The following is a 21,341-nucleotide window of genomic DNA, read 5'->3' as shown; positions in this document are numbered from 1 at the left end:
TAAATTTTGTGAGGTAAAAAAATGATTATATTTTCAATTGTACAAACAGCATTTCTTGTGTATCGTTTTATGCTGATTGGTTACATATTAATGTCTTGGATTCCAGCGCTACAAGATTCAGCCGTGGGTCGTTTCCTTGAAACAGTATGTGAACCGTATTTAGGATTCTTCCGTAAGTTTATTCCACCGATTGGCATGATTGATATATCACCAATTGTAGGTTTATTTGCATTAGTATTTATTGAGCGCGGCGTTTATAGCGTACTAGCATTTTTCTTATAATATAGTTGCAAGAACTCCTGCCAATGTAGGAGTTTTCTTTATTTTAATAATGAAATATACAATTAATGTTTTAACGAGAAGTTTAATTTAAAAGAAAAGTGGAAAAAATAGAAAGATATTCTATAAGAAAGTAGGCATAATGATGGAGCATTTAATACAACATTTCCGCAAAGATGAGCAACCATTTATTGAGCAGGTAATCGGTTGGCAACGTGAAGTAGAGGATCGTTACGCCCCAAAGCTGACTGATTTTTTAGATCCGCGACAACGATTTATCGTGCAATCCATCATTCAGCAATCGGAAGATCTTCAAGTGTTTACAGAAGGAGTTTTTGAAGAGGCAGAGCGCAAGCGCATGTTGATTGCCCCTTCCTATTTACAGCCGGAAGAATCAGATTTTCAAATAGAAGTTTATTCGTTAAGTTATCCATCAAAATTCGTGCAGCTCCGCCATCCTGATGTATTAGGTGCACTTTTGTCCATTGGCTTGGATCGTGGAAAGTTTGGGGATATACGACTTAGTGAAAATACCGTACAATTTGCATTGGCGACAGAAATAGCTGATTATGTAAGAGCAAATTTATCGGGAATTGGCAAAGTAAAGGTGCATGCGGAAGTAGTAAACCCTGATACACCATATATTCTAAATGAGGAACAATGGAGTGAAAGTTCACACACAGTATCTTCGATGCGTTTAGATGTTGTACTTGCAACAATTACAAATATTTCACGTCAAAAGTCGCAAAGTTTAATTCAGGCCGGCAAAGTGAAAGTAAATTGGACAGTGCGTGAAGCGGTTGCCTTCGAATTACAGGAAGGGGATATTATTTCTGCGCGCGGCTATGGACGCATGAAAGTCATTATGACAGAAGGGCGAACGAAAAAAGATAAAATACGTTTGCAAGTAGGACGTTTAGAGCAAAAAGTATAAATTTTCAACTGTTTTTGGGGAAATATGATGTTATTCATTAGAGAAACGATTATAATACTCTTAAGAACATACGTAAAAAAAGGAGAGTAGAACGATATGCCATTATCCCCTCTTGATATACATAATAAAGAATTTACGCGTGGATTCCGTGGATACGCTGAAGACGAAGTAAATGAGTTTTTAGATCAGATTATTAAAGACTATGAAATTATTTTGCGTGAGAAAAAGGATCTGGAAGAGAAAGTGAAAATGATGTCTACTCAAATGAATCATTATAATTCTTTGGAAGACACATTACAAAAGTCGATTATCGTTGCACAGGAGGCTGCGGGTGAAGTACGTCGCAACTCAGAAAAAGAGGCAAAATTAATTGTCAAAGAAGCCGAGAAAAATGCAGATCGTATTGTAAATGATGCCTTAACAAAAGCACGAAAAATTGCAATTGAAATTGACGAATTAAAAAAGCAATCTAAAGTTTTCCGTAATCGTTTTAAAATGCTGGTAGAAGCTCAGCTAGATTTGTTAAATACGGATGATTGGGATCGTTTGTTAGAATATGATGTCGATTTAACAGAAATACAGAATAATAATCGTCATGAGACAAATGAAGATAGTCAAAATGATGAAAATGCGGTCTATTAATAGTGGGGGCTTGACATTTCATCTAGCCTTTTCATATACTGAAAAATAATGAATAGGATGTATAATGCATCATGCGTTGACGGAGACAGTAAATTTAACATTGTGGTTTAGCGATTCGAGGACGGTGGGAGCTCGAACGAAGCAGGTTAAAATGAAAATCACTCCTGAGCTAAATAGCTGAAATTGAGTAAGCTATTTCGTAGAACACGACGTTACAGTGTCTAATGAGGCTATATTTTTAGCGAATTTAGGGTGGTACCACGAGACTAATGCTCCTCGTCCCTTTTTATAAGGGATGGAGGGGCTTTTTTGTTGTTTAAAAAGTATCCAAATCCTTAAGAGCGTTAAAAAAATTAGGATTAATATAGAATGCTAAATCATTTGCTTAAACGTTGATTGGAATGGAGGGGAGATGGAACGAATGCTAAAATCGTCACGTCCTGTGACAACGCATTCGTGACCAACATCGTGTTGGCCCCCGACCCGGAATGGAAATCAACAATCAGTAATCAGCAATCAATAAGATAATTAGGAGGAATTTTAAATGGTAGAGTATAAAGATACGTTATTAATGCCGAAAACCGACTTCCCGATGCGCGGAGGATTACCAACGAAGGAGCCGCAAGTTCAGGCACAATGGGATGAAATGGACATCAATAAATTGGTGTTAGAGCGCACAAAAGATCGTCCACATTATGTATTACATGATGGTCCTCCATATGCCAATGGTGATATCCATATCGGGCATGCATTAAACAAAGTATTAAAAGACATGATCAATCGTCAAAAATCGATGACAGGTTTCCATGTGCCTTATATTCCAGGGTGGGATACACACGGTTTACCAATCGAGCAGGCGTTAACAAATAAAGGTGTTAAGCGTAAAGAGATGTCGGTAGCAGAATTCCGTCAGCTTTGTGAAAAATATGCTTATGAACAAGTGGAAAACCAAAAGGGTCAATTCCGACGCCTAGGTGTACGTGGTGATTGGGAAAATCCTTATATCACATTAAAACCGGAATTCGAAGCACGCCAAATTGAAGTTTTCGGTAAAATGGCTGAAAAAGGCTATATTTACAAAGGTTTAAAACCAGTTTACTGGTCACCATCTTCTGAATCTGCACTTGCAGAAGCGGAAATTGAATATAAAGATGTTGAGTCGTATTCAATCTACGTGGCATTTGGTATTAAAGATGGAAAAGGAGTTGTTCCTGCAGATGCAAAATTTGTTATTTGGACAACAACACCATGGACAATTCCAGCAAACTTAGGGATTTCAGTGAATCCGGAATTCACATATGCTGTAGTAGAAGCAAATGGCGGCAAATATATCGTAGCAAAAGATTTATTAGATAAATTAGCTTCTACATTCGGTTGGGAAGATGCGCAAATTGTTCAAGAAGTAAAAGGCGCAGACCTTGATATGATTGTAGCTGAGCACCCAATTTATAAACGCGATTCATTAGTAATGGTTGGTGAGCACGTAACGGCTGAAGCTGGTACTGGATGTGTACACACAGCACCAGGACATGGTGAAGATGACTATCAAGTAGGTAAACAATACGGCTTGGATATTTTATCACCAGTAGATAACGGTGGTTGCTATACGGACGAAGCACCTGGCTTTGAAGGGTTATTCTATGAAAAAGCTAATCCAATTGTAATTGAAAAATTAAAGGAAGAAGGCGCGTTATTAAGCGTTTCTAAATTCCAACACTCATACCCACATGACTGGCGTACAAAAAAACCAGTAATTTACCGTGCAACACCACAATGGTTCGCATCTGTAGAAATGTTCCGTAACGAGTTATTAGATGCAGTTTCTGCAACTGATTTTACACCTGCATGGGGTGAAACACGTCTTTACAATATGATTCGTGACCGTGGTGACTGGGTAATTTCCCGTCAACGTGCATGGGGTGTACCAATTCCGATTTTCTATGCAGAAAACGGCGAACCAATTATTACACCTGAAACGATTGCACATGTTTCAAAATTATTCCGTGAGCACGGTTCAAATATTTGGTTCCAGCGCGAGGCGAAAGACTTATTACCGGAAGGCTTTACACATGAAGGTAGCCCGAACGGTAAATTTACAAAAGAAAATGACATTATGGATGTTTGGTTCGACTCAGGTTCATCTCACCAAGGTGTACTTGCTGAACGCGGTATGAAATATCCGGCAGACCTTTATTTGGAAGGTTCCGACCAACACCGTGGCTGGTTCAACTCGTCACTAATCACATCTGTTGCCATTAATGGTCATGCACCATATAAAGGTCTATTAACACATGGCTTCGTATTAGACGGTGAAGGACGCAAAATGTCCAAATCACTAGGAAACACGATTGATCCAATCAAAGTTATGGGGCAATATGGTGCCGATATTATTCGTATGTGGGTAGCATCTGTTGATTATACGGGTGATGTTCGTATTTCAATGGATATGCTGAAACAAGTTTCTGAAACATACCGTAAAGTGCGTAATACACTACGCTTCCTGCACGGTAACGTTACAGACTTCAACGAACTGACTGACCGTGTGGCATATGAAGATTTACGTGAAATGGATCAATATATGTATATGCGTTTACAAGATGTGATCAAAACAGTCCGTGCTGCATATGACCGTTATGATTTCTCTACAGTTTATACAACAGTGAATAACTTCGTAGCGATCGAGTTATCTTCTTTCTATTTAGATATTGCAAAAGACGTTGTATATATCGAAGGAAAAGATAATAAATACCGTCGTGCTATGCAAACAGTAATGTATGACACATTAATGGCGTTAGTAAAATTATTAACTCCAATTATTCCACATACTACAGAAGAATTATGGAGCTACATCGAATTCGAAGGCAAACCACAATCTGTCCAATTAACAGACTTCCCTGAAGCTGTGGAGCAAGAAAACTTTGCCGAATTACGTGCGAAGTGGGCGAAAGTAATTGTAGTAAGAAATGAAGTATTAAAGGCGTTAGAAGAGGCACGTAATGCTAAAACGATCGGTAAATCATTAGAAGCAAAAATTTCAGTTTATGCAGATAGTGAAACAATCGAATTGTTAAATGATGCAAATATCGACTTTGCACAGCTTTCTATCGTTTCTCAATTCTTTATCGCCGGCAGTAAAGAAAATGCACCGGAAGAAGCTTTAGTTCTAGAGAAAACAGCTTTAGTAGTAGAAAAAGCAGACGGTGAAAAATGTGAGCGCTGCTGGACAATTTCAGAAACAGTAGGTACGAGCGAATCACATACAACATTATGTAAACGCTGTGCGGATGTTGTAGAAGACTATTACGTATAAAAAAGTTAGAACGCTGTTGCCGATAAGGTAATGGCGTTCTTTATAGCATTTTTAGTTTTCTGAAAAATAAAAAATTTAGGAGAGATATAGCTTTGGCACAAGTAGAACAAAAGCTATTTACACCTGATACATTCATCCAGGGGGTAAAAGATTGTATTCCGACTTTACTCGGCTATATAAGCATTGGTCTTGCATTTGGTGTCGTTGGAATTGCATCCGGTATTTCTTTACTTGAGGTGTTTTTACTGTCGGTACTTGTATACGCAGGATCTGCACAGTTTATTTTTTGTGGACTCTATTTAGCGGGTGCACCAGTTACTGCGGTTATCATCACTATTTTCATCGTAAATTTGCGCCATTTACTAATGTCCTTAACAATTGCCCCGTATTTCACTCAGTATTCAACATTGCGCAACATAGGCTTTGGCACATTACTGACCGATGAAACATTCGGTGTATCTGTCGTTACAGCCGGGAAAGAAGGGCACCTTGGCGGGAAATGGATGGATGGATTAAATATTACAGCGTATACGACTTGGATTGCGGCGTGCACAATAGGTGGAGTCATCGGTCAATGGCTGCCGAATCCGGAAAAATTGGGTTTAGATTATGCATTGGTAGCAATGTTTGTAGCACTACTTGTCCTAACACTTGCCAGCATTCCGAAAGAAAAACTTATGCATTACATAAAGCTTATTGGCATCATGGCGATAAGTATGTATGGGATGCTGTATTTTATGCCTGGCCATTTGGCAGTACTACTATCTACAATTATTGTAGCAACGATAGGGGTGGCTATGGAAAAATGACGACTTCTATTGCGATGGTATTATTAATTTTAGGCTGTGCACTCGTGACTTGGATTCCAAGAATATTACCATTTATATTAGTGAAAAACATGAAGTTGCCTAAAATAGTGTTAAGATGGCTTGCGTACATACCGGTTTGTATATTATCAGCATTGGTAATTGAAGGTTTTTTTGAAAAAGATTCAACTATAGTAACGGTACAATGGATAAATGTGTTGGTATTTATCCCGACATTATTTGTCGCATTACTTACAAAAAGTTTATCTAAAACTGTTATTGCTGGTGTTCTAACGATGGCTGGATTTAGATTTTTTTTTAGTTAAAGTGAAAAGTTTATATTTTATGATTCCAAACATAATTTTCTTGCTAAAATTACATTTTTACATTAATAAGGCTATCCACAAAAACTGAACTTTCGGATAGCCGTTTTTTTACAGTAACCTTTTGTATTCCACTACATCAACTATGCATTTATTTATACTAACTGTTCGGCCACTTGTACAAAGCCTATTTGTGATAAAATGATGACTCTAGTTATAGACTCTCTTTCGTACTGCTCTGTTGATTCAATTAGTGTTAAAAATTCCGTATTTACCGATACTAATGTTCCAGTAATAAGCACTTCACCTACCGCGACCGTTATTTCCTTATTCAAATACTCTCCAAGCTGTAAATATAATTTTGCATTCAATTCAATCACCCCCCTATTTTAATAAGCTATATTTTGAATACTTCCTAATGGAATATACAGTAAATTAGAATTTGACTTAAGCTTGATATAGTCAGTTTTAACTTCTATTAACTTCCCGGAAACTCTTGAATATTCCGTTGTAACTTCTAAAGTCGAACCTTTTAAAGAATTAAGAAAAGTGCGAAGTAGTTGCATAATAATCCCCCTTCTATAATGGAATCTTAAAGTATATGTTTGTAATAAAAAGTTGCTTAGGTATATATTCTATTTTTTGTTATTTTAATAAAATTGAGTATTGCGCACAAAGTATGTGAAGTAAGATTCATATCATAGCTTTGAGGTGAAGATTATGAAGGATAGACAAGAAGGTTTAGTAAGTGTTGTTATTCCATGCTATAATGCTGGCCCATATATAGTAGATTGCCTAAATTCACTACAAGCACAGTCATACAAAAAAATGGAAGTAATACTGGTGAACGATGCCTCGACTGATCAAACGCAAAGTATAGTAGAAAAGTGGGTAGAAAAATCAAATCCGCCTTTCCCAATAATCGTATGTAATCTTCCTATAAATATAGGGTTTGCAGGAGCACTTACAGTCGGATACTTTATGAGTTCGGGTGAGTATATTGCGGTAAATGATGCAGATGATATCTCACATCCTTTACGTTTTGAAAAACAAGTAGACTTTTTAGAAGAAAATCAAGAGTATGATTTAATTGGAACAAATTATCAGGTGTTTACGGATATCAATTTAAAAGAAAGTGGTCAAATGGCAAATTGGTTAGAATATGGAGATGCTATTCGTAAGGTTTATGCAGAAGGTGGTCACTGCATCTGTCATGGAACCATCTTGTTTCGTGGAAAGATTTTTGACATGCTTGGAGGTCCGACTCGAAGAATACATGGTGCAGAAGACTATGAATTTATCGTTAAATTTTTAAATGCGCATTTAAATATAGAAAACCTAAATGAGGTCTTATATTACTATCGACAACATGATCAACAACGATCTAAAAAATTTTATGGAGGAGATAATAGTGGATAGGGTAAGAATTTTACTTGTAATCGATGCATTATATGTTGGAGGAACTGAAACACATGTATTAGGTTTAGCAAAAGAATTAATTAAAAATAATATTTTTGTTGCAATTGCTGCTCAAAAAAACGGAAGTTTAGTCAATTCCTTTGAAGAGTTACAATGCCCTATTTATAATATAGATTTCCCCAAAACGATTTCCCTTCCAAAAGAACATGAGTTAGAGTTAGTTCAAAAAATAGAACAGATCATAGAATTTGAAAATATTTCTCATATTCATATTCATCAGACGCCATCAGGTTATTTAGCTGGCCAGGCAGCAAATAATAAAGGAATTGCTACAGTCTTAACTATACATGGAACTTATTATCCAAACCATGAAATACAGGAGCTCTTTAAATTAGCCGATGCAGTAATCTGTGTAAGTCCTCCTTTATGTAATTATGCAAATACATTTAATATAGAAAATCCTTACTTAGTACCAAACGGAATTAATTTAGAGGACTATCCAGGAAATTCATCTTCTGAAGAGATTAGAAATGAATTGAAGATACATGAAGACTCTATTGTCCTTCTTTACGCAAGTAGAATTGCATGGGCAAAGGCTCATGTTTGTAGTATTTTTTTACGAGCTTGTAAGGATTTGAAATTGAGTTTATTTCCTGATCTTCATGTCATTATTGTAGGAGATGGCGACAAATTAGATGACATTAAATTCTTATCCCAAAAGATTGAAGAAACATGTAATGACAAGTTCATTCATGTAGTAGGTGAACAAAAAAATTTGAATGCTTTTTATGGAGCTGCTGATTGTATAGTCGGAACAGGACGCGTGGCTTTAGAAGCAATGGCATCGGAAAAACAAATTATTGCGATTGGAAACCATGGCTATTTTGGGATTGTGAATAATGACAATCTAGAAGAAGCATGGAACCATTACTTTGGAGACCATGGATCAATAATGCCTTGTAGCAGACACATATTAAGAGACGATTTAACAAAATTATTGAAGGATCAAGAACAGCTCAAGCTAAATGGAAAGAAATCTAGAGAGATTGTCAAAGAGAAATTTAACATTCAGACAGTCACACAAGAAATTTTGAAAATCTACTATGAAACTAAAAAAGATTACACTTCAAAGTGAAAAATTTATTTTATATTGGATGGATTGGATTAATTGTTTATCGCTGGTCCATCTATTACATAATAATGGCTCAATTCCCTAATCAGTGGAATTGAGCTATTTTCATAAATTTTTAAATTCATAAACCTTTGCTTTATCAATTTCCCTTCTCTGCAAATTTAGTACATAAGGTTAGTCCCAATTTGCCCCAAATACAAACGTTGTTATACATTTTATTACAAAGTTGAAGTTAATAATATAAATAGAAAACCTTGATATTATAAGGTTTTGAGCTTGTGTTTTTGTAGCTTGTTGCATTGTCTATATGTTAAGATAGGAAAGATATATCGTAAACGGAGGATTTGCTGTGTATAAATATTACGGAATAGCTATAGTTGCAGTCATTTTAGATCAATGGACAAAATGGCTAGTCGTTAAAAATATGGAATTAAGTGAACGCATCAGTGTTTGGGATCCTTGGTTTGGCATCTTATCGCATCGTAACCGTGGTGCAGCATGGGGTATGCTGGAAGGACAAATGTGGTTGTTCACAATCGTAACAGTTGCAGTCATTATCGCCATTATTTATTTTAATCATACAGAAGCAAAAGGTAAGCCACTTTTTCATATTAGTTTAATGCTACTTTTAGGTGGTGCGGTTGGTAACTTTATTGACCGTTTATTCCGAGGAGAAGTAGTTGACTTTGTCGATGTTTATATACCGGTAGTCAATTATCATTTCCCAATCTTCAATATAGCTGATGCAGCACTGACAATTGCTGTAGTCATGCTCTTTATTACGATCATTCTAGAAGAAAAAAAGGATAAGAAAAAGGTGAAATAATGGCAGTAGTCACATTAACGATAGAGGAACTAGCTGGAGAACGTATTGATAAGGCACTTTCACAAATGGAAGGATCATGGTCACGTTCACAAATTGGCAATTGGCTTGACGAAGAGCGCATTTTAGTAAATGGCGTGAAAGTAAAAGCAAAATACAAAGTAAGACAAGGGGATGTCATTGAAGTAGACGTCCCTGAAGTAGAAGATTTAGAAATCGTTCCTGAAGATTTAAATTTAGAAATTGTTTATGAAGATGCAGACGTATTAGTTGTAAACAAACCACGTGGTATGGTGGTACACCCAGCACCTGGACATACTTCAGGTACTTTAGTAAACGGCTTAATGCATCATTGCAAAGATTTATCAGGTATTAACGGAGTAGCACGTCCAGGAATTGTGCATCGTATTGATAAAGATACTTCGGGCTTATTAATGGTTGCAAAAAATGATGTTGCCCATGAAGGATTAGTGAATCAATTAGTCGATAAATCGGTAACACGTAAATATACAGCGCTGGTACATGGTCATATTGCCCACGAAAAAGGAACAATTGATGCTCCAATCGGGCGTGATCAAAAAGATCGCCAAAAGCAAGCAGTTGTAGATAAAGGCAAACATGCCGTGACGCACTTCCAAGTAATAGAGCGTTTCGGTGAGTTTACTTTAGTTGAATGTCGCTTGGAGACAGGAAGAACACACCAAATCCGTGTGCACATGAATTATATCGGTTTCCCATTGGCAGGGGATCCAAAATACGGTCCAAAGAAAACAATCGATTTTGGTGGGCAAGTATTACATGCAGGTGTATTAGGATTTATCCATCCAGTTACGAAAGAATATTTAGAGTTTGAATCACCACTACCGGAAGACTTCAAACAATTAATAGAAGAGTTACGCGGGTAATAATACATTTCTTATAAGAGCAACCGAATCCTTTAGAGGGTTCGGTTTTTTTGCTGTCCCGGGGCAGGGATTCCGGATGGCTTGGCTCCAAAGCTTTTATTGAATTGCGTGACGAGAAAAATAGAGGAAGGAATTTCCGTTATTGACCTAAAAATGATCTACATCATAAAATTAACGGTCAATTCTCCCCTTATTTTAGGAAGGCAATAAAAAACTTATTCGTTTGTGTTGGGATAATGTAAAATAATACAATATATACCATATTATTGATTCATCACCAAAAAGTTGGGGATGACAAAATTGCCGCCTCGCGATGGCGCAAGCGGCTTGATTAGGTGTTTTTTATCTCACTTTATAACGAGGGCAAAATTTTGGGATTGGTGGGCCTCGTAAACGGCAATAAAGGCAGTGATAAAGACACGTATCACGTGGCTTTAGCGCTGTCTTGCCCCAGCCCACCAATCAAGTGGAATTTTATTAGAAAAGCAACCACATGTTATGGTGATGAGCCATATTATTATTTGATCTTGCTGAGAAATTAAAACATTCATAAAAATATTTCTATAAATCCAAACTCTCACATATTGGAAATCGTTAATAATCTAGAGAAAGGAGTTGTATTCTTGTTAACTATTCATGATTTAAAAGAAATAATGAATCTCTATACAGAGCCGTTAATCCGTTTGGCTTATTACTACGTAAAGGATCGCCAGGCAGCAGAGGATATTGTACAGGAAGTATTTATAAAGATCTATCATGCTCAATATAAATATGAAGAACGTGGAGAACTAAAAGCTTTTTTATACAAAATGACTGCTAATAAAAGTAAAGATTACTTAAAAAGTTGGACATATAAAAAAGTACAACTGCAAAAGATTTTTCCTTCCACGATTAAAATAGATTCAGATGGATTGGTTAGGAAAGATGAACAAACAATCGTTGGTGATGCAATTCTAGAATTACCGTTAAAACATAGAGAAGTACTTATCTATTATTATTTTAATGATATGAAAATTAGTGAGATCGCTCTTTTACTATCTACTCCAGAAAGTACGATCAAAACACGTCTAAGAAGAGGAAAAGAATTATTAAAAGATGTATTGAAAGATATTGAATGGGAGGTGCTGCTAAATGGATAACTATACACCTAAAGAGATAAAAGATTTAAAAGTAATGAAACAACGTGTTATTCAAAATGTAGTGCAAGAGATCGAGAATAAACGAACAAAACCAAAATATAGATGGCGATTTATAATGATTAGCGCAATTTTTACATTATGTATGATGTTCTTTATGCTAAACCAAATAATGAGTGATAACCAGCATTCAGCTAATACCCCGCAATTTGATTTTACTCAACCGCAATTTTATGAAGAACATGGTTTATTTTATTTAAATGGATTTACTTTAGGTGATTTAAAATCAGATATAGTAGAACGCTTAGGAGAAAAGAATTTAACAGAAATTCGAGTAGCAGAATTAATAGCTGACAGTGAGTTAACAGAGATTCAGGAGGACGGCAATGGTGCTGACTTTATATTAAATTATAAGGGAGAGGCCAGATTTTACTTTTATGATGAGAAGTTATTTTCAATGTTGCTTCTGAATACAAATGAAGAACAGTTTGAAAAAATATATAAGGCATACAATGGAATGAAATTTACGGCTTATGGACAACATTACCTTTATTCAAGTGAAACTTCACAAATAATAAAAGCTGAGATAACGCCTATGGGGAATTTGTATTTATATTTATCAATTGCCGAGCTAGAGCAGCTTAGAGAAAATGAAGGGTATATAAAATTGATGGAAAGTACAAATTAGCTTTATATATTAGGTGATTTAGTTTTTTTAAAAATAACAGATAATTATGATTATTTAAACATTTATTTTCAGTTGTCTGACCTTCGGAATGTTTATTGACTTCTAAATTGATGAGGCATATACTGACTACAGTGAGCTACAGACCTTGACGAGAGCAAGCAGGTAGACGCTACTATTCAGAATATTGTTCACCTTTAATGGCAGTCCAGAGAGGCTGAGAAGGGATAATGTAAGCATTTACGGCATTTTTGTGCGCAAAAATATCCGTATGCAGTTTTTTCAACATGACCTTTTCAAACCCTCTAGAACTTCTAGAGGGTTTTTTGTTTGAAATGAAGACATTTAACATCCCGTGAACATTACTAAAAAATGAAAGGAGAAACAACATGGAACATATTTCCGTATTACTGGATGGCCCATCAATGAATCGTGCCATTACAAGGATTGCCCATGAAATTATTGAACGTAATAAAGGTATTGATGAAGTAATTCTAGTAGGAATTAAAACACGTGGTGCTTATTTAGCTAAACGTCTTGCAGAAAGAATTGAAACAATTGAAGGCAAAGCAATTCGTACAGGAGAGCTGGATATTACATTGTACCGTGATGATTTATCAACAAAGCAAGTGGATGATCAAGCTCAAGTACAGCAAGTAGATATTGAATATCAAGTAAGCGACCAAAAAATTGTTCTTATTGATGATGTGCTTTATACAGGAAGGACAGTACGCGCGGCTTTGGATGCTGTCATGGATTTAGGAAGACCTGCGCAAATTCAATTAGCAGTTTTAGTGGATCGTGGTCATAGAGAACTTCCAATTAGAGCAGATTATGTAGGGAAAAATATTCCGACATCGAGTACAGAGCGTATTCTAGTGAATTTAGAAGAAACAGATGGACAAGATATTATCACGATTCATAAAGTAGATTAATTAGAGCGTACAGGGAGAGAAAATAATGTCAAAAGCAGTATTAGATATTCAAGAGAAGCCAAGTGCTGGTCAGCTGATCACATTTAGTTTCCAGCACATGTTTGCCATGTTCGGATCAACAATTTTAGTACCGAAATTAGTCGGGTTAAGCCCTGCAATTGCACTATTAACAAGCGGAATTGCCACAATTATTTTCCTGCTCGTAACACAATTTAAAGTGCCGGCTTACTTAGGCTCTTCCTTTGCTTTTATCTCACCAATTATTTTAGTAACAGGATTTGGACAAGCGGGTGTAGAAGTAAATCCAGGAAATGCCATGATCGGAGCGATGGCAGTCGGGGTAGTATACGGAATTGTTTCTTTATTAATTTGGAAAACAGGTTATAAATGGTTAATGAATATTTTACCACCAATTGTTGTAGCACCGGTTATTATCGTTATTGGATTAGGACTATCAGGTGTAGCAGTCGATATGGCGATGAACGTGGATGGGAAATACAACGGACTTCACTTCTCGGCAGCATTAGTAACATTGGCAGCAGCTATTATTTTCAACGTATTCTTTAAAAATATATTAAGTGCAATGCCAATTTTACTTGGAATCGTAGTTGGCTATATTTACTCAGTAATTGTCGGTATCGTTGACTTTACAGCAGTGCAAAATGCGAAATTCCTGGCAATGCCGGAATTCCTGATTCCAGGCGTTGATTATGAATTTAAAGTTACAAGTGCAATTTTAATCGGTATGGTACCAGTTGTTATTGTAACGATTTCAGAGCATATCGGTCACCAGCTGGTGTTGGGGAAAGTTGTAAATCGTAACTATGTTAAGGATCCAGGCTTACATCGTTCACTTTTAGGGGATGGGCTAGGAACATTTGCATCGGCCTTAATTGGAGGACCTCCAAAAACAACTTACGGCGAAAATATTGGTGTACTTGCAATCACACGTGTTTACTCGGTTTACGTTATTTTAGGTGCAGCGATAGTCGCAATTATTGTGTCATTCTCAGGGCAGCTAATGGCTTTAATTGAAACAATTCCAACAGCAGTGCTTGGGGGGATTTCAATTTTACTGTTCGGTATCATCGCAGCAAGCGGTTTGCGTATGTTTGTGGAGAACAACATAGACTTTGGGAACAACCGAAATATGGTAATTGCCTCTGTCATTTTAGTAGTAGGAATCGGCGGAGCCGCAATGCGATTCACTGAAAGCTTTGCTATTGAAGGTATGGCGTTAGCGTCGATTATCGGTGTTGTTTTAAATCTAGTATTACCAGGTCGTGAAATAGTTGAAAAAGATATTTATGAAATAGAAGAATAAGCAATACCTTTTAAAGATTTGTCCAGAGAGGCTACGAAGGGTATGACATACAAGGTTCATTATCAAGATGATACCTTAGTTTGTTACACCCTTTAAGCCTCGCTAAAGTTATAGCGGGGCTTATTTATAAACAACGTATGCATATTTAAACAAAAAGTAGATTAAATATACATAATGTAATAAAATAAAATTAAGCTATCAGTTACTTTGACATGTAATTGATAGTAGCGGAGGGCGCGGGCATGAAAAATTTATTATCAATGGAACATTTATCGAATGAAGAAATAATGTCTATTTTAGATCGAGCACAACATTTCGAAAATGGAAAAGAACCGATTCTAAAGCGCGCTTACAATGTAGCAAATATATTTTTTGAACCTAGCACCCGTACAAAAACAAGCTTTGAAATGGCGGAGCGCCGTCTAGGATGTACGGTAATCCCCTTTGATGCAGAATTTTCGAGCACTACAAAAGGAGAAACGCTGTACGATACTGTCAGAACATTAGAAATGATCGGAATAGACGCAGTCGTAATCCGGGATAAAGAAGATGAATATTACAATGAGCTTTTAGAAGGAATCGGGTGTGCGGTTATTAATGCAGGAGATGGTGCTGGTCAACATCCTTCTCAATGTTTACTCGATCTTTATACCATTCGTAAAGAGTTCGGTGAATTTGAAGGCTTGAATATAACTATTGTCGGAGATATATCACATAGCCGTGTCGCAAAATCAAATGCAACAGCACTGCAGCGTTTAGGGGCAAATATCCGATTTTTATGTCCGCCTGCCTGGGCAGGTGATTTTGAAGCTGCGCATAGTTGGGATGAAGTGCTCGAAGATAGTGATGTCATTATGCTCTTACGGATTCAACATGAACGGCATTCAGTAAGTAAAAATTTTTCAAAAGAGAGCTATCATGAAGAGTACGGTTTAACGGTTGAAAGAGAAAAGCTGATGAAAAAAAATGCGATTATTATGCACCCGGCCCCGGTCAACCGTGATGTAGAAATTGCTGATGCTCTTGTAGAATGTGAACGTTCCCGAATTTTCCAACAAGTACGAAACGGTGTTTACACAAGAATGGCTATATTAGAAACGATTTTGAAAGGGAGAGATTAAGATGACAACAGTTATTCAGGACGTGAAGTTGCTAAATGAAAAAGGAGAATTAGTAATTTCTACTATTGTAATAGAGAATGGCAAAATCGCTTCAATTAATGGAAATATACCATCTAATGCAACAATTATAGACGGAAAAGGTCTTTTTGCATCACCAGGTTTTGTAGACGTACATACACATTTACGTGAACCGGGATTTGAACATAAAGAAACGATAGCAACAGGTACAGCTTCAGCAGCAAAGGGAGGCTTTACAACAATTTGTGCCATGCCAAATACAAAGCCTGTACCAGATTCTGTTGAAAATATGCAACTGATTAATAATTTAATTCAAGACAGTGCAATCATTCGTGTATTGCCATATGGATCACTAACTAAGGATATTTCAGGAGAAGTTCGAACTGACATGGAAGAGTTAAAAGCACATGGCGCAGTTGCATTCTCTGACGATGGTGTTGGTATTCAGCTCGCTTCTACAATGTATGAGCAAATGCAACAAGCAGCAAAACTGGATGCGGTAGTTGTAGCACACTGTGAAGATAACTCACTTATTTACGATGGTGTTATGCACGAAGGAAAACGAAATAAAGAGCTTGGCTTACCTGGCATTCCGTCAATTTGTGAATCTGTTCAAATTGCACGTGATGTACTACTTGCTGAAGCAGCAGGTGCGCGCTACCATGTATGCCACGTATCGACGAAAGAATCTGTACGCGCAGTAAGAGACGCTAAAGCAGCAGGAATTAAAGTGACGGCAGAAGTTTGTCCGCATCATTTATTATTAGAAGAAATGGACATTCCTTCAGATGATGCCAACTGGAAGATGAACCCGCCATTACGTGCTGCAGACGATAAAGATTCACTGCATGCAGCATTACTTGACGGAACGATTGATTGTATCGCAACAGACCATGCCCCACATACAGTAGAAGAAAAATGCTGTGGCATGGTGGGTGCGCCATTCGGAATTGTTGGTTTTGAAACAGCATTCCCATTACTATATACAAACTTTGTAGCAACAGGAAAATGGACATTAAAACAATTAGTAGATTGGATGAGTGTGAAGGCAGCTCAAATTTTTGATCTTCCATACGGAACATTGGAGGTTGGTGCTTCAGCGGATATCGTACTAATCGATTTAGAAAAAGAGCAGACGATTGATGCTGAAGGTTTTGTATCAAAAGGTCGCAATACACCATTTAACGGATGGGCAGCAAAAGGCTGGCCAGTAGCAACGATTTTCGAAGGCAAAATTGTATACCAGGAGGCAGAATAATGAAAAAACGTTTATTAATTTTAGAAGACGGCACTGTATTTACAGGTACGGCATTTGGTAGTGATAAAGCAAGTCAGGGAGAAGTCGTATTTACAACAGGGATGACAGGCTACCAAGAAACATTATCTGATCCATCATTTTATGGTCAAATTGTAACTTTAACATATCCATTAATCGGAAACTACGGCATTAACCGTGATGACTTTGAATCTATTACACCTGCTATCAGAGGATTTGTCGTACGTGAATTGGCAGATCAGCCTTCAAATTGGCGATCTGATATGTCGGTAGATGCTTATTTAACAGCACAGGACATTCCTGGTATTGAAGGAATAGATACTCGTAAATTAACACGAATTATTCGTGAAAAAGGTGCGGTGCGTGCCATCTTAACTGAAGCGGATGCAGAAGTAAATATAGAAGAAACGGTTGCACAACTTCAAGAAACACCATTTATTACGCACCATGTCCGTGAAGTTTCGCCTAAAGCAGCATATCCATCACCAGGTCGTGGTAAACGAGTAGTTTTACTGGATTTCGGAATGAAGCATGGCATATTACGAGAATTGAACAAACGTGATTGCGATGTACTTGTTGTTCCTTATAACACAACGCCTGAGCAAATTTTATCCTTGCATCCGGACGGGATTATGTTATCAAACGGACCAGGTAACCCGGAAGACGTATCAGAAGGTATTGAAACAATTAAAGGTTTAATCGGAAAAGTGCCAATCTTCGGTATTTGCTTAGGTCACCAATTATTCTCATTAGCATGTGGTGCGCGAAGCTTTAAGTTACCGTTTGGACACCGCGGCGGCAATCATCCAGTAAAAGATTTACGCACAGGTCGTACCGATTTAACGAGCCAAAACCACGGCTATGCTATAGATATCGATTCTTTAAAAGATACAGATTTAGAACTGACACATGTTGCATTAAATGACGGGACTTGTGAAGGTGTACGCCATAAGAAATATCCAATCTTCACTGTGCAATACCATCCGGAAGCTTCACCAGGCCCGGAAGACTCGAATCACTTATTTGATGAATTTATTGAAATGATGGAAAAAGAAGCAGCGAAGGAGAATCAGTATGCCTAAACGTACAGACATAAATACAATTTTAGTAATCGGATCAGGTCCAATTGTTATCGGACAAGCAGCAGAATTTGACTATGCAGGAACACAAGCTTGTCTTTCATTAAAAGAAGAGGGCTATAAAGTAATTTTAATTAACTCAAACCCGGCGACAATTATGACGGATACAGAAATTGCAGATAAAGTATATATCGAGCCAATTTCTTTAGAATTCGTATCTCGTATTTTACGTAAAGAGCGTCCTGATGCGATCCTTTCAACTTTAGGTGGGCAAACAGGGTTAAACATGGCGATTGAACTTGATGAGTCTGGAATTTTAGACGAGTTGGGAATCGAAATTTTAGGGACAAAACTGGATGCCATCCATAAAGCTGAAGACCGTGATTTGTTCCGTAATTTAATGTATGAGCTAGGAGCACCTGTTCCAGAATCAGACATCATCCACAACATGGAAGAAGCAAAAGCTTTCGTTGCAAAAATTGGATACCCAGTAATTGTCCGTCCAGCATTCACACTAGGCGGTACAGGTGGGGGAATTTGTTACAATGACCAGGATTTACAGGAGATTGTAACATCAGGTTTAAAATATTCTCCAGTAACGCAGTGTTTACTTGAAAAGTCAATTGCCGGATTTAAAGAAATTGAGTATGAAGTAATGCGTGATGCTGCAGATAATGCAATCGTTGTTTGTAATATGGAAAACTTCGACCCAGTAGGTATTCATACGGGAGATTCAATCGTAGTAGCACCGACACAAACATTATCGGACCGCGAAAATCAAATGTTGCGTAATATTTCACTGAAAATTATTCGTGCACTAAAAATTGAAGGTGGTTGTAACGTGCAATTAGCGTTAGACCCATATTCATTCCAATACTATGTTATCGAAGTAAACCCACGTGTATCCCGTTCATCTGCACTAGCTTCTAAAGCGACAGGTTATCCAATTGCGAAACTTGCAGCTAAAATTGCAGTAGGCCTTACTTTGGATGAAATCAAAAACCCTGTAACTGGTTCAACATTCGCTTGTTTCGAGCCAGCACTTGACTATATTGTAGCTAAAATTCCACGTTGGCCATTTGATAAGTTCGAGTCTGCAAAACGTAACTTAGGTACACAAATGAAGGCAACTGGTGAAGTTATGGCACTTGGTCGTACATTTGAAGAAGCATTATTAAAAGCAGTCCGTTCATTAGAAACAGGTCATGTACACCTTGAGATGAAACACGCTGAAGATTTGTCGGATTCATGGATTGAAAAGCGTATTAAAAAAGCAGGAGACGAGCGCTTATTCTTCATTGGAGAAGCGATCCGCCGTGGTGTTTCAGTAGAAAAAATCCATGAATGGTCTGCCATTGACTTATTCTTCTTAACAAAATTGAAGAAAATTGTCGATATGGAAACGACTCTTGTCGAAAATAAAATGGATAAAGATGTATTAAGAACAGCGAAGCGTTTAGGATTTGCAGACAAGAAAGTTGCCCAGCTTTGGGAGATGAAAGAGTCAGAGGTATATGCATTCCGAAAAGAAGAAGGCATCATCCCGGTATATAAAATGGTAGATACTTGTGCTGCCGAATTCGAGTCGAACACACCGTACTTTTATGGTACATACGAGGAAGAAAATGAATCAATCCGTACAGACAAACCATCTGTTGTTGTACTTGGTTCAGGTCCAATTCGTATAGGTCAAGGAGTAGAGTTTGACTATGCAACAGTTCACTCGGTATGGGCAATTCAAGAAGCAGGTTACGAAGCGATTATTATCAACTCAAACCCTGAAACGGTATCAACGGACTTCTCGATTTCAGATAAATTATACTTTGAGCCACTGACAATCGAAGACGTTATGCATATTATCGATTTAGAGCAGCCAATTGGCGTTGTTGTCCAGTTCGGTGGTCAAACAGCAATCAATTTGGCAGACAAGCTAGAAGCGAACGGTGTGAAAATTTTAGGTACGAAATTGGAAGATATTGACCGTGCCGAAAACCGTAATAAATTTGAAGCAGCCTTACAGGAACTTGGTATTCCACAGCCTGCTGGGGAGACAGCAGTATCGAAGGAAGAAGCGTTAATAATCGGTGAGAAATTAGGCTTCCCAGTATTAGTCCGCCCTTCATATGTCCTTGGTGGACGTGCAATGGAAATTGTCTACAATATGGAAGAACTGGCACACTATATGGAGCATGCGGTAGAGGCATCTCCAGATCACCCGGTGTTAGTTGACCGTTACTTAACAGGTCAGGAAATTGAAGTTGATGCAATCTGTGATGGAGAAAATGTATTGATCCCAGGCATTATGGAACACATTGAGCGTGCAGGGGTACACTCTGGTGACTCCATTTCAGTATATCCACCGCAAAAATTAACAGATGCACAGAAAGAAACATTAGTAGACTATACAACACGTCTTGCAAAAGGTTTGGGGATTGTTGGGTTAATGAATATCCAGTATGTCATGAGTGAAGGGGAGATTTACGTAATCGAAGTAAATCCGCGTTCTTCTCGTACAGTACCATTCTTAAGTAAAATCACAAATATCCCAATGGCAAACATTGCTACAAAAGCAATTCTAGGCCAAACAATCATCGAGCAAGGCTACCCTACAGGATTAGCTTCTGAAAAACGAGGCGTATTCGTGAAAGTACCGGTATTCTCGTTTGCAAAATTACGTCGTGTTGATATCACTTTAGGACCTGAAATGAAATCGACAGGTGAAGTAATGGGGAAAGATGCAACTTTCGAAAAGGCATTATACAAAGGCTTTGTAGCGGCAGGTATGGAAATTAAGACACACGGTACAATCCTATTCACAGTTTCGGATAAAGATAAAGAAGAGGCTGTTACTTTAGCTAAACGCTTTTCAACAGTTGGCTACCGCATTGTAGCGACAGAAGGTACAGCGAAGCTATTTGAAGAAAATGGTGTGAAAACCGATGTCGTTGAAAAAATCGGCGGTAAAGGGAAAACGTTAATCGATATAATTCAAAATGGCGAAGCACAATTAGTTGTTAACACATTAACTAAAGGTAAACAACCGGCACGTGATGGCTTCCGAATTCGCCGTGAGTCAGTGGAAAATGGTGTACCTTGTTTAACATCACTTGATACAGCAGAAGCAATGTTGCGTGTTATTGAATCGATGACATTTACTGCAGAAGAAATGCCGAAAGCGGAGGTAGTACATTAAA

At 37.5% G+C, this 21,341-nt stretch carries 20 protein-coding genes and 1 other annotated feature; of the genes, 18 read left to right on the top strand and 2 right to left on the bottom strand.

The features are described from left to right. Positions 1-21 precede the first annotated feature (21 nt). From H9635_RS02110 to H9635_RS02085, 6 genes are all read left to right on the top strand, one after another. Positions 22-282, top strand: coding sequence for a YggT family protein (locus H9635_RS02110; RefSeq protein WP_191698486.1), 261 nt, complete (start codon positions 22-24; stop codon positions 280-282). Positions 283-424: 142 nt separating this feature from the next. Next, a complete protein-coding gene (locus H9635_RS02105) occupies positions 425-1,213 on the top strand; it encodes a YlmH family RNA-binding protein (RefSeq protein ID WP_191698485.1) in 789 nt (262 codons plus the stop codon). Between the two features lie 96 nt (positions 1,214-1,309). After that, positions 1,310-1,855 (top strand): DivIVA domain-containing protein, encoded by a 546-nt coding sequence (locus tag H9635_RS02100; protein ID WP_191698484.1) that lies wholly within the window; start codon positions 1,310-1,312, stop codon positions 1,853-1,855. 67 nt (positions 1,856-1,922) lie between these two features. Continuing rightward, positions 1,923-2,142 (top strand) — a binding site (T-box leader). A gap of 257 nt (positions 2,143-2,399) precedes the next feature. After that, entirely contained in the window at positions 2,400-5,165 is a 2,766-nt protein-coding gene (gene ileS / locus H9635_RS02095) for an isoleucine--tRNA ligase (RefSeq protein WP_191698483.1), read from the top strand. A gap of 92 nt (positions 5,166-5,257) precedes the next feature. Then, complete coding sequence (locus tag H9635_RS02090) at positions 5,258-5,974, top strand: AzlC family ABC transporter permease (protein WP_191698482.1); 717 nt, start codon at positions 5,258-5,260, stop codon at positions 5,972-5,974. Beyond that, positions 5,971-6,297, top strand: coding sequence for an AzlD domain-containing protein (locus H9635_RS02085; protein ID WP_191698481.1), 327 nt, complete (start codon positions 5,971-5,973; stop codon positions 6,295-6,297). The genes H9635_RS02090 and H9635_RS02085 overlap by 4 nt, the downstream gene beginning before the upstream one ends. A gap of 152 nt (positions 6,298-6,449) precedes the next feature. On the opposite strand, the gene H9635_RS02080 is transcribed toward H9635_RS02085, so the two are convergent. Beyond that, on the bottom strand, positions 6,450-6,665 hold the full coding sequence (locus H9635_RS02080; RefSeq protein WP_191698480.1) for a hypothetical protein: 216 nt from the start codon (positions 6,663-6,665) through the stop codon (positions 6,450-6,452). Positions 6,666-6,683: 18 nt separating this feature from the next. Continuing rightward, complete coding sequence (locus tag H9635_RS02075) at positions 6,684-6,860, bottom strand: DUF2642 domain-containing protein (RefSeq protein ID WP_191698479.1); 177 nt, start codon at positions 6,858-6,860, stop codon at positions 6,684-6,686. 154 nt (positions 6,861-7,014) lie between these two features. Here H9635_RS02075 and H9635_RS02070 point away from each other — a divergent pair, with 154 nt between their 5' ends. From H9635_RS02070 to carB, 12 genes are all read left to right on the top strand, one after another. Continuing rightward, the gene (locus H9635_RS02070; protein ID WP_191698478.1) at positions 7,015-7,713 is read left to right on the top strand and encodes a glycosyltransferase family 2 protein; all 699 of its coding nucleotides are present in this window, start codon (positions 7,015-7,017) and stop codon (positions 7,711-7,713) included. Continuing rightward, positions 7,706-8,848, top strand: coding sequence for a glycosyltransferase family 4 protein (locus H9635_RS02065; protein WP_318245168.1), 1,143 nt, complete (start codon positions 7,706-7,708; stop codon positions 8,846-8,848). Before H9635_RS02070 ends, H9635_RS02065 begins: the two co-directional genes overlap by 8 nt. A gap of 346 nt (positions 8,849-9,194) precedes the next feature. Continuing rightward, complete coding sequence (gene lspA, locus H9635_RS02060; RefSeq protein WP_191698477.1) at positions 9,195-9,671, top strand: signal peptidase II; 477 nt, start codon at positions 9,195-9,197, stop codon at positions 9,669-9,671. Continuing rightward, positions 9,671-10,573, top strand: coding sequence for an RluA family pseudouridine synthase (locus tag H9635_RS02055; protein ID WP_191698476.1), 903 nt, complete (start codon positions 9,671-9,673; stop codon positions 10,571-10,573). The genes lspA and H9635_RS02055 overlap by 1 nt, the downstream gene beginning before the upstream one ends. A gap of 623 nt (positions 10,574-11,196) precedes the next feature. Further along, positions 11,197-11,712, top strand: coding sequence for a sigma-70 family RNA polymerase sigma factor (locus H9635_RS02050; RefSeq protein WP_225231066.1), 516 nt, complete (start codon positions 11,197-11,199; stop codon positions 11,710-11,712). Continuing rightward, on the top strand, positions 11,705-12,397 hold the full coding sequence (locus tag H9635_RS02045) for a hypothetical protein (RefSeq protein WP_191698475.1): 693 nt from the start codon (positions 11,705-11,707) through the stop codon (positions 12,395-12,397). Before H9635_RS02050 ends, H9635_RS02045 begins: the two co-directional genes overlap by 8 nt. Positions 12,398-12,783: 386 nt before the next feature. Then, complete coding sequence (gene pyrR / locus H9635_RS02040; protein ID WP_191698474.1) at positions 12,784-13,329, top strand: bifunctional pyr operon transcriptional regulator/uracil phosphoribosyltransferase PyrR; 546 nt, start codon at positions 12,784-12,786, stop codon at positions 13,327-13,329. Between the two features lie 25 nt (positions 13,330-13,354). Next, positions 13,355-14,653 (top strand): solute carrier family 23 protein, encoded by a 1,299-nt coding sequence (locus H9635_RS02035; protein WP_225231065.1) that lies wholly within the window; start codon positions 13,355-13,357, stop codon positions 14,651-14,653. Between the two features lie 242 nt (positions 14,654-14,895). After that, positions 14,896-15,774: an aspartate carbamoyltransferase catalytic subunit gene (locus H9635_RS02030; protein WP_191698473.1), complete on the top strand. Its 879-nt coding sequence runs from the start codon at positions 14,896-14,898 to the stop codon at positions 15,772-15,774. Between the two features lies 1 nt (position 15,775). Then, positions 15,776-17,050, top strand: coding sequence for a dihydroorotase (locus H9635_RS02025; protein ID WP_191698472.1), 1,275 nt, complete (start codon positions 15,776-15,778; stop codon positions 17,048-17,050). After that, positions 17,050-18,150, top strand: a complete 1,101-nt coding sequence (locus H9635_RS02020; RefSeq protein ID WP_191698471.1) for a carbamoyl phosphate synthase small subunit — start codon at positions 17,050-17,052, stop codon at positions 18,148-18,150. Before H9635_RS02025 ends, H9635_RS02020 begins: the two co-directional genes overlap by 1 nt. Continuing rightward, the gene (gene carB, locus H9635_RS02015; protein WP_191698470.1) at positions 18,143-21,340 is read left to right on the top strand and encodes a carbamoyl-phosphate synthase large subunit; all 3,198 of its coding nucleotides are present in this window, start codon (positions 18,143-18,145) and stop codon (positions 21,338-21,340) included. The genes H9635_RS02020 and carB overlap by 8 nt, the downstream gene beginning before the upstream one ends. Position 21,341: the final 1 nt, after the last annotated feature.

The sequence above is a fragment of the Solibacillus faecavium genome, from assembly GCF_014836905.1.
GTDB lineage: Bacteria > Bacillota > Bacilli > Bacillales_A > Planococcaceae > Solibacillus > Solibacillus faecavium.
Note: the sequence above shows the minus strand (reverse complement) of the source record. Positions and strands in the feature narration are given on the sequence as shown.